Consider the following 14,900-nt stretch of genomic DNA (forward strand, 5'->3'; position numbering starts at 1 on the left):
TGAAGGCTCTTGTTGTTGAAGGCGGTGCTATGCGTGGCATTTTCGCTGCCGGTGTACTTGATACACTGATTGACACGAACTATTACCCCTACGACTTTGTGATTGGTGTATCGGCGGGCGCGTCTACTTTGCTCGGTTATCTGGGAAAACAATCAGGACGTAGCTATCGAGTCATCACTGAACTGGCAACGGATCCTAAGTTCTTTAGCCCCAAACGGTTCATCAAAGGCGGCGATTTAATCGACGTTCATTGGTTAGTCTCTGAATCTGAGCAGCGATTCCCTTTAGATAAAAAGCAAGTGTTTGAAACGGCGCCTATGCTGGCTGTAGCAACGAATATTAATACGGGGCAAGCCGACTACTATCAGCTGAATCACAACAATCTCAGCCAGATCATTGAAGCCACCAGCGCACTGCCTATCGCCTATAAAACAACGCCTTGTTTTTCCGGTGGATGCTATACAGATGGTGGGGTGGCAGATTCGATCCCTGTTGTGGAAGCGTATCGACGTGGAGCAACAGATATCACAGTGGTACTGTCCCACCCGCTCAGTTATGAGATGCCAAAGCCTAAGAGCTCTTGGGTGATCAAACGTTTACTGCATAAGCACCCAAAAATTGCCGAAGCGCTGACGAAACGGGCACAGGGCTACAATCAAGCTTTGACCTTTATCCGCCATCCTCCTCAAGGGGTAAAAATCAGGGTTATCGCTCCCCCAGAAAACTTCTCCGTCAAGCGACTGACCATGAACAAGTTAGCACTTGATACAGGTTACTTTATGGGTATCGAAGAGGGGAAAAACATGTGGCTAGCCGAAAAGGCCTATATGGCTTAGATAGAGAAAATTGTCACTTTTGTCTGTAGTAAAAGAGCACCGATGGCGCTCTTCGGTATGAGCTTAAGCACTAAAGATCGATCACGTAGTGACCGACGTTAGAGTCATCGCTAGAACGACGACAGGTTCAATGCGACGGGTTCGCCCAACCAATAAGCAAACTCGGTATGATCTTTGAGATCATTATCTGTCAATGCGTGGACCAAAACAGACAGGTTGCCACGGGCTTTATCTAACCAAGGGATCAAAACATCGAAGTCATCGGCTGTAAACGTAACAGAAAAACTCCACATGGTGTGCGGTCCGACTAATTTCTGGTTGAAACGTCCAACCGTGAGCTCTAAATCAGCGCTGATCCGCTCTCTTAACTGGGCGGCGAAATCGTTACTGTCCGCATCAAAGTAGATATGCGCGTGGTAATCTTGATGGGTATTTTTTGGATAGGTCATAACAATAAACCAGACGTGTACGATTCGTTCATCCTAGCACGTCACCGATATCAACTCTCTAACACTTACATTCATTACAATTGGCTAACCAAGCAACCCTTGCTCAACGGCGTATTTAGCCAGTTCAGCAGTGCTGTGTAAATCCAGTTTCTGTTTAATATTTTGGCGATGTGTTTCCACGGTTCGGTAGCTGATGCTCAGCAAGGCCGCTATCTTTTTACTGCTATTCCCTTCGGCAACAAGCTTCAGCACCGCTTCCTCACGGCGACTGAGCGGATTAGGCTTCTGTGCCACTGGTATCACTTGTTGTGAAAACAGAGTTTGTGTCACCGATTCACAGAAATACGTCGATCCTTGGTATACGGTTTTAATCGCCTGCACCATACGCCGAGCGCAAATCTCTTTAAGCATGTAGCCTACTGCTCCCGCCTGCATGACTTGCATAATGTATTCACGGTTATCATGCATGGTCAGCATCAGAACTTTTATATCAGGCAGCTCTTCTTTAATAAGACGAGTGGCGTCAATACCATTCATCAGAGGCATGCTAACGTCCATCAACACGACATCAGGTGTAAGTGCTTTGACTTTTTCAATCGCCTCCAATCCATTGCTGGCGGAACCAATCACCTCTATTTCTGGCTCTAATTGCAGCCGAGCGATAAATCCATCTAAGACAACCTGATGATCATCGACGATCACCACTCTGATCGGTTTATCCATATACTAGTCCATCTAATTTCAACAGTACGGTCATTTCTGTACCAAACCCCGGCTCACTTTCGAGCTCGAAGTCTCCACCTAAAAACTCTACCCGTTCACGCATATTACGCAGACCGATTCCTGACTTCCTTAACGTTGAGTCCACATCAAACCCCACACCGTCATCACGAATGATTAATTGCAGCCTATCGCCTAATTGCTGCAATATCACAGTAACCTGCTTGGCTTGCGAGTGCTTTTCTATATTGGTTAGTGATTCCTGCGCCACTCGGTAAAGTGTTGTCGCTACCTCTGATTTTAGCCTGCGCTTGCTGGTTGACAATGATGCCTCAACCTCAACCCCTGAATGCGCTTTAAAATCGGTCAACAAGGTCGTCATCGCCGCTTCAAGGCCTATGTCATCAAGCGCACTGGGCCTTAGCTGATGGGAAATATGCCGAACTTCATTGATCGCCGTCATGAGTGAGTTTTGCGACTTAGCCAAGTGTTGCTTTTGTGTATCGTCATCCAGTTTTGTACCGAGTAATTCCAAGTGACATTTACTTGAGATCAATAGCTGGTTTATGCCGTCATGAAGTTCTCGTGCCAAATGCTTTTTCTCATCTTCCTGAAACATCACGGTTTTATGGGCCAGCTCTTTCAAGCTCTTATCGGCCAATCGATGTTCATGTAAATTGACTGCTAGCGCCACAACCAAAATGACCGCAATCGTGACGGCGACAATCACAATCAATGAAAAAAACGTCGTTTCGATGTTGTCATTAACCGCTAATTGCAGGTTAGCCACTTCCTCTGTCACATCTTCAATATAAAGCCCAGTACCGATCATCCAATTCCACTTACTTAACCAAGCGGCATAGCTCAGTTTGGGAACACTTTCTCCTGTGGATGGCTTTTGCCACAGATATTGATGAAAACCACCGCCTGATTGCGCCTGTGCAAGCAAAGATTCGATTAATTGATTGCCATTTTCGTCCTGAATGTGCAGCAGGTTTTGTCCCACCAGTTCCGGCATAATAGGGTGGACCAAATTAGTACCGTTCTGATCATAGACAAAGAAGTAACCATCCGTGCCGTACTGCAAACGACTGATGATCGCTTTGACCTGTTGTTTGGCTTGCTGCTCTTCAATATTGGGATCGTTGTAAATATGCTCGATCGCATCAAAAGCCAAATCAACCAGATCCTTAAGTGCTGATTCTTTTGACTTAATGAGGCTGGTATGAAAGATTTCTACTTCTTTATCACCCAGCGTTTTGGTTTGATAGATAGCGATCCAACTGGTCAGCGCCATCACTAATAATAGTGGTAGCAAGCTCAACAAAATCAACTTAGCTTTTAGAGGCATTCCTTCTCCCATACTAAAAAGCTGCCCATACGAGCAGCTTTACTTTAGCAAGAGTTGTTACATTTCTGTAATCGGGTGATCACATTCCATAGAATCCAGGGAAGACTAGCAATGATGCCAGTACAAGGATCTGAATAACAATAAATGGCATCACACCACGGTATATATCTCGTGTCGTAACGCCTTTTGGTGCAACACCTTTGAGATAAAATAGGCTGAAACCAAACGGTGGTGTCAGGAAAGAAGTCTGTAGGTTCATCGCAATCAAGATCGCAAACCAAGTCATGTTGATTCCCATAATTTCGGCAACAGGAGCGATGATTGGCACTATGATAAAACAGATTTCGACAAAGTCGATGAAGAAACCCAGCACCAAAATGACCAACATTGTGATGATCAGGAAGCCCCATTTTTCTCCCGGTAATTGTAACATCCATTCTTCCACCAGATAGTCACCACCAGTGTAAGTAAATGCCATAGAAAAGGCGGTTGCACCCAGCAGGATCGCAAACACCATAGCAGTCACTTTCACTGTCTCTTTCGCCGCCTCATACACCATGTTGAAGCTGAATTGTTTGTACAAAAGAGAAAGGACTATGGCACCCGCCCCACCAAGAGCGGCCGATTCTGTTGGCGTTGCAACACCAGCAAAGATGGAACCGAGAACAACCACAATCAACGCTAATGGTGGGATCACAGCTTTAAGCGCAGCAATGACTTCTTGCTTACGGCTGACGGATTCATCACGCGGGATCGGCTGAGCAGCTTCAGGGGTTAACTTGGCGTAAATCAAAATATAGAGAACGTAAGCGCCAACTAAAACTAAGCCCGGCCAAACGGCGGCTTGGAACAGATCACCAACAGGCACGCCCAAAACATCACCGAGCAGAATCAAAACAATAGATGGCGGAATGATCTGACCTAAGGTGCCTGAGGCACAAATGGTTCCGCAAGCCAAGCCTTTGTCATAATTGTACTTAAGCATTACTGGCAAAGAGATAAGCCCCATCGCGACAACCGATGCCCCGACCACACCAGTGGAAGCCGCCAACAAAGCACCTACTAACACGGTGGAAATCGCTATACCACCACGTACCCCACCAAATAATTTACCCATGGATTCAAGCAGTTGCTCCGCCAAACGTGTTTTTTGCAGAACCAAACCCATAAAAACAAATAATGGCACTGCCATTAGTACCGTATTTTCCATAATGGATTGGATACGGTATGGCATGAAGGCAAACATTTCCATGCCTTCCGCCCAAACACCGAAAATAAGTGCGATACCACCAAAGGTAAACGCCACAGGGAAGCCAAGTAGTAAAGCAAACAAGGCCACAAAAAACATTACAATACCGACCATTGTTGTTTCCTTACTTTTGTTCTGTTGAGTTGGCGTAAACCAAATGCGGATTAAAAATCTTGTTCAGTGAATGGACCAGTAAACCAACGCCGCTGATGGCCATAAACAAGAATGACAGAGGGATCATAGCCTTGATAATCCAACGGTATGGCAAGCCGCCCGGATCACCGGAAGTTTCACCTAAGGCGAAACTTTCTTTAGCGAAGTCAATGCCATACCAAGCCACCAGCAAACAAAACGGGAAAAGAAAAACCAAGGTACCAATGATATCTATGATCGCCTGTGCTCGATGGGACAGGCGCTCGTAAAACAGGTCAACTCTGACGTGCCCCCTGCTTTTATGGCATAAGGAACACCCAGTAGGAATACAGCAGAAAACAAGTGCCACTCCATTTCCTGAAACGCAATGGATACATCATTGAATACGTAGCGCATCACCACATCGTATACAACATTGGCGAGCAGCAAGATAAACAGAATACTGGATAACCATCCTAGGAAATCACCGAAGCGATTAAAAATACGCTCTATATAGATTAGATTTCTCATTCCCTACTCCATGGAACGTTGAAATGACTCCGCTGGGCCGAAGCCTGCGGAGTTTTGTTATGGGCTCTTCACAATGTGAGAGCGTTTTCTTGGGCTTTTTGTTGCCAGTGACATCAAACTGGCAACCCGTTGCTAAGACTATTGCTGTGCCTGACTGTTGAGGTAAGCACGGTGAGAGATGTCAGACCAAGGTCGCACCTGTTCAATGTAAGCGGCTTGAGACGCTTGGATCTCTTTCGCCATCTCGTCTTTTGCGGCATGTTCTTTAAGCAAACGATCATTTGCTTCACGCAGTGCACTCATGACTTCAGTGGGGAAATTTTTGACCTGAACATTCGGGTACTCAGACTGAATTGAGGCCCAGTTTTTACCACTTTCATGTTTAGACTGAGTGTACATATCGTAAGCGGCTGTCTTCATTGCCACCTGAAGAATCGCTTTCAGATCATCAGGTAAGCGATCCCAGCTGCGTTTATTGACGAGGAATTGCAGCTCAGTCCCTGGCTCATGCCAACCTGTGTAGTAGTAAGGCGCAATTTTGTGGAAACCCATGCGTAGATCAAGTGATGGACCTACCCACTCAAGGGCATCGATAGTGCGGCGTTCAAGCGAAGTGTAAAGCTCACCTGGTGCGATATTGGTGGGTTTAGCCCCCAGCTCTGCCAGAATCTCACCTGCAAAACCAGGAATACGCATTTTCAGACCTTTGAGGTCTTCGACAGAGTTAATCTCTTTCTGAAACCATCCCCCCATCTGTGTATCAGTATTACCTCCCGGGAACGACATCATGTTATGCGGAGAATAGACTTTTTCCATCAGCTCCATTCCGCCACCGTAGTAGAACCATGCATATTGTTCTGTTGGTAGCATACCGAATGGCATTGACGTGAAGTAAAGTGTGTTCGGCACTTTCCCTTTCCAGTAGTAGGACGCAGAGTGCCCCATGTCGTACTGACCGGATTTGACCATATCAAACACACCAAGCGGGGCTTTATGTTTGTTTGCAGAATCGATACGAATCTGCAGACGACCGTTCGACATTTCTTCCGCCATCTTCGCCATGTTTTTGGTGGCATCACCAAAAATTGGGAAGTTCGGCCCCCAAGTTTCCGCCAATTTAAGGCGGTATACCTTTTCAGCCGCGCTAACGGATGTCGCAGCAACGGCAAGTGCAGCCGCCATCGCTGTACCTTTTAGTACTCGTTTCAAAGATTGTCTGATGAGACTCATGTTCACGTCCTTTGTTAGATTCAGTAACTTTCCAATTACTTTCTGTTCCATTACAGAGTGGTTTATCTACGGCGAATTGGAAATCAGCGAGAACACGGATAAAAATTAACAAACTTAAACCTGCCACCATTTAAAAAATACGTATTTATACGTAGGAAGAATGGTAAGAATATTTTAAGTCAATTTAAATCATAGAGTTATGGTTTATTGAATCATCACTATTTATTGAATAATACGTAAGGAACAATGCGGCGTGTGGATACGGAGAAAGATTATATAATTGTGACAAATATTAAATATTGACAGATATAACGGTAAATAAGTTCCTCTCAGTCCTTAAACGAGAAAAACCCCGACATAACGTCGAGGTTTTTCTAATTTATTCAAACGGCAGAGTCGACTGTCGTTGAAAAAAGTCGCTAACAGGATCGATTAAACGGCTTTGTAGATAACTTTATTGCCTGCTAACTGCTCTTTTGCCACTAGGTTTTCTTCTAGTAGTTTTTTCAGCGCGCCCGTCGCCCATGAAGCCGCTTTTGCTTCTTCTTGACCTGCTGCAAGGCCGATGCCTTTAGGGTTAATGCCTTCTGCATTTGCAACAACAATGTCTAATACTTGTTGCTGCTTAGGAGTCAGTGCAACGCTAACTTCTTTAGCCGTGACAACTTTCTCCGCTGCTGGTGCTACAGCTACTTTTTTCTCAACTACAGGCTTAGCTTTCTTTGTTGCTTCTACATTTGCAACTGTTGCCTTGACGCGTTTTTGCAATTTCATCTGCACTTTACGCTTATGAGCAAGTCTCATCGAGTTTCTCTCCATTTCACTGCATACGGAGCAGTGGTGAAAATTTGAAGCGCGATTTATACCAAAAATTTGCAGCTATTTACAGGGTACGAGGGGCTTTATCGAGCAAAAATGCGTGATATGCTGTCATCAGACTACAATTTAATCAGTACCTATTATGATCCTTTTCATAACTACTGAATATATAAACAGAGGTTTAGGTCATCGTCAGGGAGTCGTAAATGCAGACTTTACATCTCACTAATCAACCGATTCGGCTCTCTTCACCGATCGCTAAACTGGTTGCGACTATTGCATCCATTATACTGATTTCAATCGTGATGTTTTCACCTGATTTTCAGCAAGCGGTGTTAACTCTAATCACCATTTTGTCATTGCTCGGTTTTGGCTATCTGATGATTCTCAAGAGCAAGGTCGCCTATACCCTGACTGCCACTCATTTCCAACAGCACTTATTCAAAGGGGGCTGGGTTGTTAAGTGGAGTAATGTCAGCAAAATTGGCATTTGCCATTACGATCAGGAAGGTTGGCAGCAACCTCTGCCTTGGATCGGCATTAAACTCAAACACTATTCACCCTATCTTGATAGCATTTGCCCACGAATCACCACTGAGATCCTACTTAGTCAAAGAGCCTTGCTGTATCTTGGCGCTAAGCAGAGGCAACAAGGCACCCAATTTGAGGATATAGTATTGGACTCTAAACCCTACACCAACACGCAAGGCGAACAGTATTCAGGGTTACAAGCGATGCTGGCCAACAGAATGCGCTATCAGAGAAGTTACTTTGATTATGATATCTTCATTTCTGCACATGACCTAGACCGTTCTGCCGAAGAATTTGTCGGGCTAGCGAGACGCTATCTTGCCGCTGCAGAGCCTGAAGAAGAACACCAATAATGGAATGGAAGACAGTATAAGAAAAGGTCGCGCGAGGCGACCTTTTCAGTGGTTAGTAAAGCGGCATTTCATCGGCCACAAATGGATTGGATGCGCGCTCTCTGCCAAAAGTGGATTCAGGGCCATGGCCCGGCACAAATCGAACATCATTGCCAAGCGGCCAAAGTTTGGTTTTGATTGAATGAATCAAGGTGTCGAAATCCCCCTTAGGAAAATCAGTACGCCCAACCGATCCATTAAACAAAACGTCACCAACAAAGGCCAGTTTCGCTTCTTCACTGAACAACACCACGTGACCCGGCGTATGCCCTGGGGTGTGGTAGACATTAAAGACTTGCTTGCCAAACTCTACCGTATCACCATCATTCAACCACTTTTGCGGCTCGAACGCTTCAGTGAGTGGAAAGCCAAACATCTGACTCTGCCCAGCCAAACCCTGAAGCCAGAAGTGATCATCTTTGTGTGGTCCAACAATTTCAATGCCACCCAACTCAGCAGACAAAGACTCAGTGCCGCCAACATGATCCAAATGGCCATGGGTTAGTACCAAGTTGGTGACTTTAATACCCAGCTCTTTGATCAGAGCGGCCAGTTGTTTTACATCACCGCCTGGATCGACCACGACACCTTCCATGGTTTCGTCACACCACACGATGGAGCAGTTTTGTGAAAAAGAAGTGACGGGCACCACTTGGTACTTCAGAGACATATTGAAACCTTACTGAATATCTAAACTGGCGAAACTATGACATTTGGTAAGGTTTTTGACAACCTTGTGTTACTCAATCTCGTCTACCAGCGACGAACTGGTCCGGTATCAATGTGAACAAAGTGACTTCTCGGATAATAGCCGACGCCTCCCGCTTGAAGTTCAATAGCGGCATCACGGACCTTTTTCAGATCTACACCTTCGAGCCGAAAGTCTATCGCCTGTCCCAGCATATGGTAGCTCTTCTTGGCCACCCCACTCGACTTAGCACGCAGTACTTCGTTAGTCTTTGGAGAGCGATAACCTGAAATGATCTGCACTTCTGCATCCACCCCAAGTTGAGATTGAATCAAGGAGATCTGGTCGAAGAGGAACTTGTCCATCTTGTGAACTTCATTACGGCGGAAATCGCGACAAATATTGTCAATACGACCCAGTTCATTCGCCACATAATCTCGACCGTCAAAGTAACACGATTCCAACGCCTCTCCTGTGTGAAGGTTGTTAAATGCCAATGCTCTAGGTTGGTCCGGAAGAGAAGCAAACGCGACAGAGGGGGTACAGCTGGCTACTACTAAACCACTACCAGCTAACTTGATAAAGTCTCTACGAGAAAAATCCACAGGAAAAAGCCTTCATAAAATCGTTAATGGAAACGTGTCGAACGGCGACACTACCTAACTCTAATATGAAGTGCAAATGCATAAACCGTGCTCATTCAAAGGATTTGAGCGTTGATTTTTGCTTAATGCTTGACCTTATTAATAAAAAACATTGTTGTGAGAAAATGTTATTTTTTGTTCAGAGTCACCCTTTGCCGTAACTAAACCGATCCCAACGGTAAATATCGTCCCGGTAATGAACCTTGCCACCTTCTGACCATGCCGTCTGATAAATAATATGTACCGGGACTCGCTGTTTGAGCGGAATCGCTTTGTTTGCAGCGATTTCCTCTTGCTCTAAGGTCGACATATCCAGCCCCTGACTCTTTAGTAGAAGAGAAGCAAATTGATCGGCGTGTTCGACCCGAATACAGCCCGAACTGAACGCTCGACTTGCTTCATCAAACAAGTTTTTACTCGGTGTATCGTGGAGAAAGATAGCACGCCGGTTTGGTGTGTTAAACTTATACAAACCCAAGGCATTTTTATCACCTGATAGCTGCGTCATCCGATAAGGAAACGCACTCGGCCGCAGGTTATGCCAATCAATATCTTCGGGATTGATCTGCTCTTTTGACCCCCACTTGGGCACAATCGTAATATTCTGCCTGATCAAATACTCCGGGTCTTCTTTTACCTTGGGAATGATGTCTTCTACCATGATTTTCCATGGAACATTCCATGTCGGATTGAGAATGAGCGAGTCTAAGTTAATGGTCATCATAGGCGTGGGTCTCGCTCTTCGTCCAACCACCACCTTAGATTCAAACACCTCCTGGCCTGAATACCAATATTTCATGTCAAAGCCCGGCACATTCACGACTATAATGGTGTCACGTTCAATGGGCCACAACCGACTCCGCTCTGCATTGAGCGCCAAAATAGACAGCCGCTCAGTTGGGCTGGTGTTTAGCCACCGAATCGTGTCAGGGCCAATCACCCCATCTTGCGTTAAGCCATGGAGCTGCTGAAACTGCCTGACCGCCGCTTCCAATGTCACGTCATACCAATCAATATCTCGCCGTACATTAGATAGATCGACGTCCACCATCTCCATTCTAAGTAACAATACCTCTCTATTTTTGAGCGTGCCTCCTCTTTGCCTTAACCCTTTTTGTTTGTATTTAGGGAGGTTCAGCTCTTCAAACTTGACCACATGCAAATAGCTGTCAATCAGCTCCTGATAGTCGTCACTGTCAGGGGTATAGGCTTCGATGAGCTCACTGAGCTGCTGATACTCAACGGCAACGGAAACCGCGATCAAATCCGACTGATTCAACCTTGGTAAAGGTTTGTAGAGCTTGGATTCGAAAAACCAATAGTAACCCAGCACCTTGGCTTGCTCAGCGTAGCTAATATAGAGTAGTAAGGTGTCCGTCGCGAGAAGATCATATTCATGCCAGCGATTACTTTTTCGGTAGTACTCAAGGTATCTCAACTGACGAGAAAACAGTGGGCTGAACCCTGCACTGGTGATGATTTCAAGTTGGAATTCAAGCCGAGTACTCTGTTGAAGATCAAACCAGATCAACTGGTTGTGATTGCTCTGATAAATGTGTTCAACATCTTGGGAATATTGCAGCACCCGAAGGACGTGATTATCCGGTTCCAACCAACCAATACGCTCAAAGTAACTACTGGCCCAAGTTGGTAGAGGAATCATGATCAGCAGTAATAGAAGGGGGTTAAGTCTAGCCATCTTACTCTCCACTCTAATCGCCCGAGATCAAAGTATGGCAGAGAAATAAGAGGCTAGAATGAAATGTTGATGAGAATATTAATTTTCCCAAGCTTTACAATGCAGTAGGCTAAGAAATCATAGACCAGTGGTTATCCCATTGAATTCCCGACTGATTTTTTTTCTTCTCTTGTGGTGCATATTGAGTGATCACGCCGCCAGCCCCCGAGCTCACTCGGAAAAAGCCGTTTTGCACAACGACACCAGAAGCGTCTGGCAAGGAAGCCAATTCAACCATTTTACCGGTTTGTTTAGACCAAATTCCGTAGCAGTTTCCGCGAGGTGATGTCGCTAAGATCCACTCATCAGTCGCCGCTATACTCGCAATGTAATGATTGAATCTTGCCCACTGTTCCGGCTCCGCTGCTAGTGGGATCATTTGACCACCTTGGGTATGCATGGCTAATAGAGAGGGGTATTCGTCCGGCTCACCACGATACTGCTGACCACATAGGACGGTTTTATCGCCGTCATGCGCGAGATGCCGAATACTCAAATGGTGATCGGGTAAAGACACTTGTTCCGTTAGCTCACCGTTGGAGTCCAAATAGCTCAGGCTAGGTTTCATGGTCGCTATATTGAGCGGTTGTCTGCCATTGGTATGCACACCGCCAACACCAATGGCCAATGAACCATCGGGCATAGCAATCACTTCATGAGGGCCAAGGCCAAAGTGAGTAAATTCTGCGACCTTGTCATATCCGGCCAGTACATCATAAACGCCAATAATGCCTCGGCTGGTGCCACGTTCTCCCTCCGTTGCGTACAGCCACTTTCCGTCGTTTGAGTACACGCCATGACCGTAATAATGACGATTTGAACTGGCAGCAGAAGATTTGATCACTTCACCCGTCATGTAGTCAAATACCACGAAAAACGTACCAGGCCGACGAGCAAACGCCACCGCATGGTTGAGTGGCGAATTTGTTGCAACGCCGTGCCCCCTTGCCGGAAGAGGGACCTGTCTTATCGGATAACCAAACTCATCCGCGACCACAGCCGAGTATTTGTCTCGGCCATATAAAGCACAACCTATCAGTGATGGCTGGCCCACTCTCTCTGACGTGCTTGCACAACCAAAAGGTAGCAAAGGCGCAGCAGCGCCAAACAGCGCTGCTTTGAGGAGATTTCTTCTTGTATTATCAGTCACCATCAGTTGCATTAAACCCTATTACAACACCAAGCTCAATCGCCACTTCTTCGTGGATAAGGTACTTCAACTGCTCCAACTTATTATATTGAGCGTAGGCTTTACGATACCCCTCCTTTGTCTGCAACATATCAAACAAGCTTTCATCGGTTGGCCATGTGACTAAGGCGGTATCAAACTGTTGGGTGATGCTGTCAGCGAGCTGCACTTTCCCGCGCTTGCGCAGCAACGCATCCAGCCCATCGCCTTCTGCTAGGTACAAGGCCTGCATCCCTTCAATGTTAGCCTTGAGGTTGAGCATTGACGTTTCTGAGCGCCAAGACTCGGCAAAATATGGCCTTGGTTTACCAAAGTTAGCCAAAGGACGGCTGAGTTTTTTCATACTGTATTCAAGCTGATTAGACAGCAGAGAAATGTATTCAGACGTCCATGCTTTTTCGTTCAGTTCAACCCAAGGGTTCGTCTGCCATGCCGTGGCAATGCTCTGAGCATTGAGGGCAATGTTTTCAGTGATCGCAATACCGGTTTGGCAGGCAGTGTGTGATGAACTTAAAGAAGAGGCTTGGTCATACAACAACCATTCCACCGAGCCTAGGCCTTGGACCGTTACGCTCTGCTGTGAAATTTGCTCTTGCGTCCAAGCCTTATCTTGGCCGGTCAGAGCAGCCATCTTGCGACCTGTGGTGTTTTTCTTGTCTGGCCAAAACTGTATATTCCAGCTCTGCTCAAGGGCTTTTTCAGGCCCTCTTTCCTGACCTTGCAGTGCCATCCAAGCCATCATGGTTTGATGCCATTGCGATTTGAGTGACGGCAGTTTTGTCTCATCAGCACAATAAACGGCCATTAGGTTGGCCAGTTTGTCAGCTTGATTTGAGAAAGTATGCGCGGCTGAAAACTCTACTTGGTAAACGCCCTGACTAGGATGAGAGGTTTTTTGGGCAATAGGCGTTGGGCTGGTAGTTGACTGACAACCCGCCAGTAGCATCATCGAGGCAGCCAGTGCTGATAAAGAAAAGATCTTCATCGTGATTCCTTACAATGAATTCAAGAAAGCGATCAATGCATCGCGCTCTTTTTGATTGAACTTGAGAACGGTTTGTTTCGCCGGCTCCGCTTCACCGCCATGCCACAACACCGCTTCCATCAGGTTACGTGCTCGGCCATCATGAAGGAAATAGGTATGGCCGTTCACTTCTTCTGTATAACCGATACCCCATAATGGCGCAGTTCGCCACTCACGTCCATTCGCCAAATACTCTGGCCTGTTGTCTGCTAACCCCTCGCCCATATCATGAAGCAGCAGATCGGTGTAGGGATGAATTTTCTGATTCGACAGAGCCGGTAAACCTTCTCTTGTCATGGTTCTCACTTCGCTCTTATGGCAGCTATCACAACCTGCCTTGGCAAATAAACGCTGACCGAGCTTAACTTGGGGATCATTAATATTACGACGAATCGGTACGGCTAAGTGCTGAGAATAGAACTCAACGAAATCAAGAATGTTGTCGCTTACTTCTGGGGCTCCACCGTTTGGCAATTCAGCACAGATCGATTGCTTTGACGTGCAGTTCTCATTCGGGAACAGGTTGCTGGTTAGGCCAACATCACCGTTGAAAGCCGCAGCATTTTGCTGCATCAGCGTAGGTTGCCCAGACTTCCAGCCAAAGCGACCAATGGCGAAATCATTCTTCTGTACATCCCATACTTTATTGGCTTTGCCCGAAATACCATCGCCATTGGCATCATTTTCATCCGCCCAAGCTTGTAGCGTTTCATCGGCAATGCTCTCTAATAAACCTAGACCAATCATGGGTGGCGCGATGCGCGCGGAAAATTGAGTCTCTGGGTGCATCTCACCATAACCCAGATCAGTAATTTTAAGCTTTGGCTTACGTAATACGACTTTTGTTCCGTCAGCAAACGTCACTGGTACGTCCGAATAAGTGATCTTGATCTGCCCTTCTGGAGTTTGATCCTGAAGTGAAAAGTCTTGAAGTTGACCGCCATACGTAGGTTCAGGGACCACTCCGTCTTTGATGAAGGCTTTTTTTCTGCTCGGGCGTCATCGCAGGAATGCTCAAACGAACTAACATAGAGACCGCATGAATATCACCCTCTTCCGGTGGATGTCCCCGACCATCTTTGATGTGACAATTTTGACAACCATTGGTATTGAACAAAGGCCCTAAACCATCACGAGCATCCGTCGAAGCTGGCGCTTGCACCCAAGGATTGCGGAAAAAACTGTTACCCACACTGAAATCCAGACGCTTGGTCATTGGAAGATTTCCAGCAGGTAAAGAAAATGCGTTGGCACCTTCTTTCTTCACTGCAGTGCCTCCGCCTGATTTCACTTCATATGCGGAAACAGATGCACTAAGCATCATCACAGAGGCCAATAAGGACTTTTTATACGACTTCATACCAATAGTTCTCGGGC

13 protein-coding genes and 2 pseudogenes are annotated in these 14,900 nt (G+C 46.2%); 2 read left to right on the forward strand and 13 right to left on the reverse strand.

Features of this window, described 5'->3' with window-relative positions:
• The first annotated feature begins 29 nt into the window (after positions 1-29).
• A complete protein-coding gene (locus tag KW548_12075) occupies positions 30-836 on the forward strand; it encodes a patatin family protein (GenBank protein ID QXX08061.1) in 807 nt (268 codons plus the stop codon).
• A gap of 110 nt (positions 837-946) precedes the next feature.
• On the opposite strand, the gene KW548_12080 is transcribed toward KW548_12075, so the two are convergent.
• The 7 genes and pseudogenes from KW548_12080 to KW548_12110 form a co-directional block, all read right to left on the reverse strand.
• Positions 947-1,285: a DOPA 4,5-dioxygenase family protein gene (locus KW548_12080; GenBank protein QXX05887.1), complete on the reverse strand. Its 339-nt coding sequence runs from the start codon at positions 1,283-1,285 to the stop codon at positions 947-949.
• 84 nt (positions 1,286-1,369) lie between these two features.
• Positions 1,370-2,008 carry a response regulator transcription factor gene (locus KW548_12085; protein QXX05888.1) on the reverse strand — a complete coding sequence of 213 codons (639 nt, stop codon included), beginning with the start codon at positions 2,006-2,008 and terminating at the stop codon, positions 1,370-1,372.
• Entirely contained in the window at positions 2,001-3,356 is a 1,356-nt protein-coding gene (locus tag KW548_12090) for a cache domain-containing protein (GenBank protein ID QXX05889.1), read from the reverse strand. The genes KW548_12085 and KW548_12090 overlap by 8 nt, the downstream gene beginning before the upstream one ends.
• 79 nt (positions 3,357-3,435) lie before the next feature.
• Complete coding sequence (locus tag KW548_12095) at positions 3,436-4,719, reverse strand: TRAP transporter large permease subunit (protein QXX05890.1); 1,284 nt, start codon at positions 4,717-4,719, stop codon at positions 3,436-3,438.
• 10 nt (positions 4,720-4,729) lie between these two features.
• Positions 4,730-5,268 (reverse strand): annotated as a pseudogene (locus tag KW548_12100) (TRAP transporter small permease subunit).
• A 138-nt stretch (positions 5,269-5,406) separates the two neighbouring features.
• Positions 5,407-6,498, reverse strand: coding sequence for a TRAP transporter substrate-binding protein (locus tag KW548_12105; protein QXX05891.1), 1,092 nt, complete (start codon positions 6,496-6,498; stop codon positions 5,407-5,409).
• Between the two features lie 432 nt (positions 6,499-6,930).
• The gene (locus KW548_12110; GenBank protein ID QXX05892.1) at positions 6,931-7,302 is read right to left on the reverse strand and encodes a MarR family transcriptional regulator; all 372 of its coding nucleotides are present in this window, start codon (positions 7,300-7,302) and stop codon (positions 6,931-6,933) included.
• A gap of 221 nt (positions 7,303-7,523) precedes the next feature.
• Here KW548_12110 and KW548_12115 point away from each other — a divergent pair, with 221 nt between their 5' ends.
• Positions 7,524-8,201, forward strand: coding sequence for a DUF2982 domain-containing protein (locus KW548_12115; protein QXX05893.1), 678 nt, complete (start codon positions 7,524-7,526; stop codon positions 8,199-8,201).
• 52 nt (positions 8,202-8,253) lie between these two features.
• On the opposite strand, the gene KW548_12120 is transcribed toward KW548_12115, so the two are convergent.
• From KW548_12120 to KW548_12145, 6 genes and pseudogenes are all read right to left on the reverse strand, one after another.
• Entirely contained in the window at positions 8,254-8,910 is a 657-nt protein-coding gene (locus tag KW548_12120; protein ID QXX05894.1) for an MBL fold metallo-hydrolase, read from the reverse strand.
• An 83-nt stretch (positions 8,911-8,993) separates the two neighbouring features.
• On the reverse strand, positions 8,994-9,533 hold the full coding sequence (locus KW548_12125; GenBank protein ID QXX05895.1) for a DUF882 domain-containing protein: 540 nt from the start codon (positions 9,531-9,533) through the stop codon (positions 8,994-8,996).
• Between the two features lie 184 nt (positions 9,534-9,717).
• A complete protein-coding gene (locus KW548_12130) occupies positions 9,718-11,271 on the reverse strand; it encodes a L,D-transpeptidase family protein (protein ID QXX05896.1) in 1,554 nt (517 codons plus the stop codon).
• Between the two features lie 109 nt (positions 11,272-11,380).
• Complete coding sequence (locus tag KW548_12135) at positions 11,381-12,472, reverse strand: DUF1513 domain-containing protein (protein QXX05897.1); 1,092 nt, start codon at positions 12,470-12,472, stop codon at positions 11,381-11,383.
• A complete protein-coding gene (locus KW548_12140; protein ID QXX05898.1) occupies positions 12,453-13,484 on the reverse strand; it encodes an imelysin family protein in 1,032 nt (343 codons plus the stop codon). Before KW548_12140 ends, KW548_12135 begins: the two co-directional genes overlap by 20 nt.
• Before the next feature lie 9 nt (positions 13,485-13,493).
• Positions 13,494-14,883, reverse strand: a pseudogene (locus KW548_12145) (c-type cytochrome).
• Positions 14,884-14,900 lie beyond the last annotated feature (17 nt).

The organism is Vibrio neptunius, from assembly GCA_019339365.1.
Taxonomy (GTDB): Bacteria; Pseudomonadota; Gammaproteobacteria; order Enterobacterales; family Vibrionaceae; genus Vibrio; species Vibrio neptunius.

Excerpts from the sequence above, each read along its gene's own strand:
- KW548_12090 (QXX05889.1), bottom strand. The coding sequence starts at position 3,356 with ATGCCTCTAAAAGCTAAGTTGATTTTGTTGAGCTTGCTACCACTATTA.
- KW548_12140 (QXX05898.1), bottom strand. The coding sequence starts at position 13,484 with ATGAAGATCTTTTCTTTATCAGCACTGGCTGCCTCGATGATGCTACTG.
- KW548_12105 (QXX05891.1), bottom strand. The coding sequence starts at position 6,498 with ATGAGTCTCATCAGACAATCTTTGAAACGAGTACTAAAAGGTACAGCG.
- KW548_12075 (QXX08061.1), top strand. The coding sequence starts at position 30 with ATGCGTGGCATTTTCGCTGCCGGTGTACTTGATACACTGATTGACACG.
- KW548_12080 (QXX05887.1), bottom strand. The coding sequence starts at position 1,285 with ATGACCTATCCAAAAAATACCCATCAAGATTACCACGCGCATATCTAC.
- KW548_12130 (QXX05896.1), bottom strand. The coding sequence starts at position 11,271 with ATGGCTAGACTTAACCCCCTTCTATTACTGCTGATCATGATTCCTCTA.
- KW548_12120 (QXX05894.1), bottom strand. The coding sequence starts at position 8,910 with ATGTCTCTGAAGTACCAAGTGGTGCCCGTCACTTCTTTTTCACAAAAC.
- KW548_12115 (QXX05893.1), top strand. The coding sequence starts at position 7,524 with ATGCAGACTTTACATCTCACTAATCAACCGATTCGGCTCTCTTCACCG.
- KW548_12110 (QXX05892.1), bottom strand. The coding sequence starts at position 7,302 with ATGAGACTTGCTCATAAGCGTAAAGTGCAGATGAAATTGCAAAAACGC.
- KW548_12085 (QXX05888.1), bottom strand. The coding sequence starts at position 2,008 with ATGGATAAACCGATCAGAGTGGTGATCGTCGATGATCATCAGGTTGTC.
- KW548_12095 (QXX05890.1), bottom strand. The coding sequence starts at position 4,719 with ATGGTCGGTATTGTAATGTTTTTTGTGGCCTTGTTTGCTTTACTACTT.
- KW548_12135 (QXX05897.1), bottom strand. The coding sequence starts at position 12,472 with ATGCAACTGATGGTGACTGATAATACAAGAAGAAATCTCCTCAAAGCA.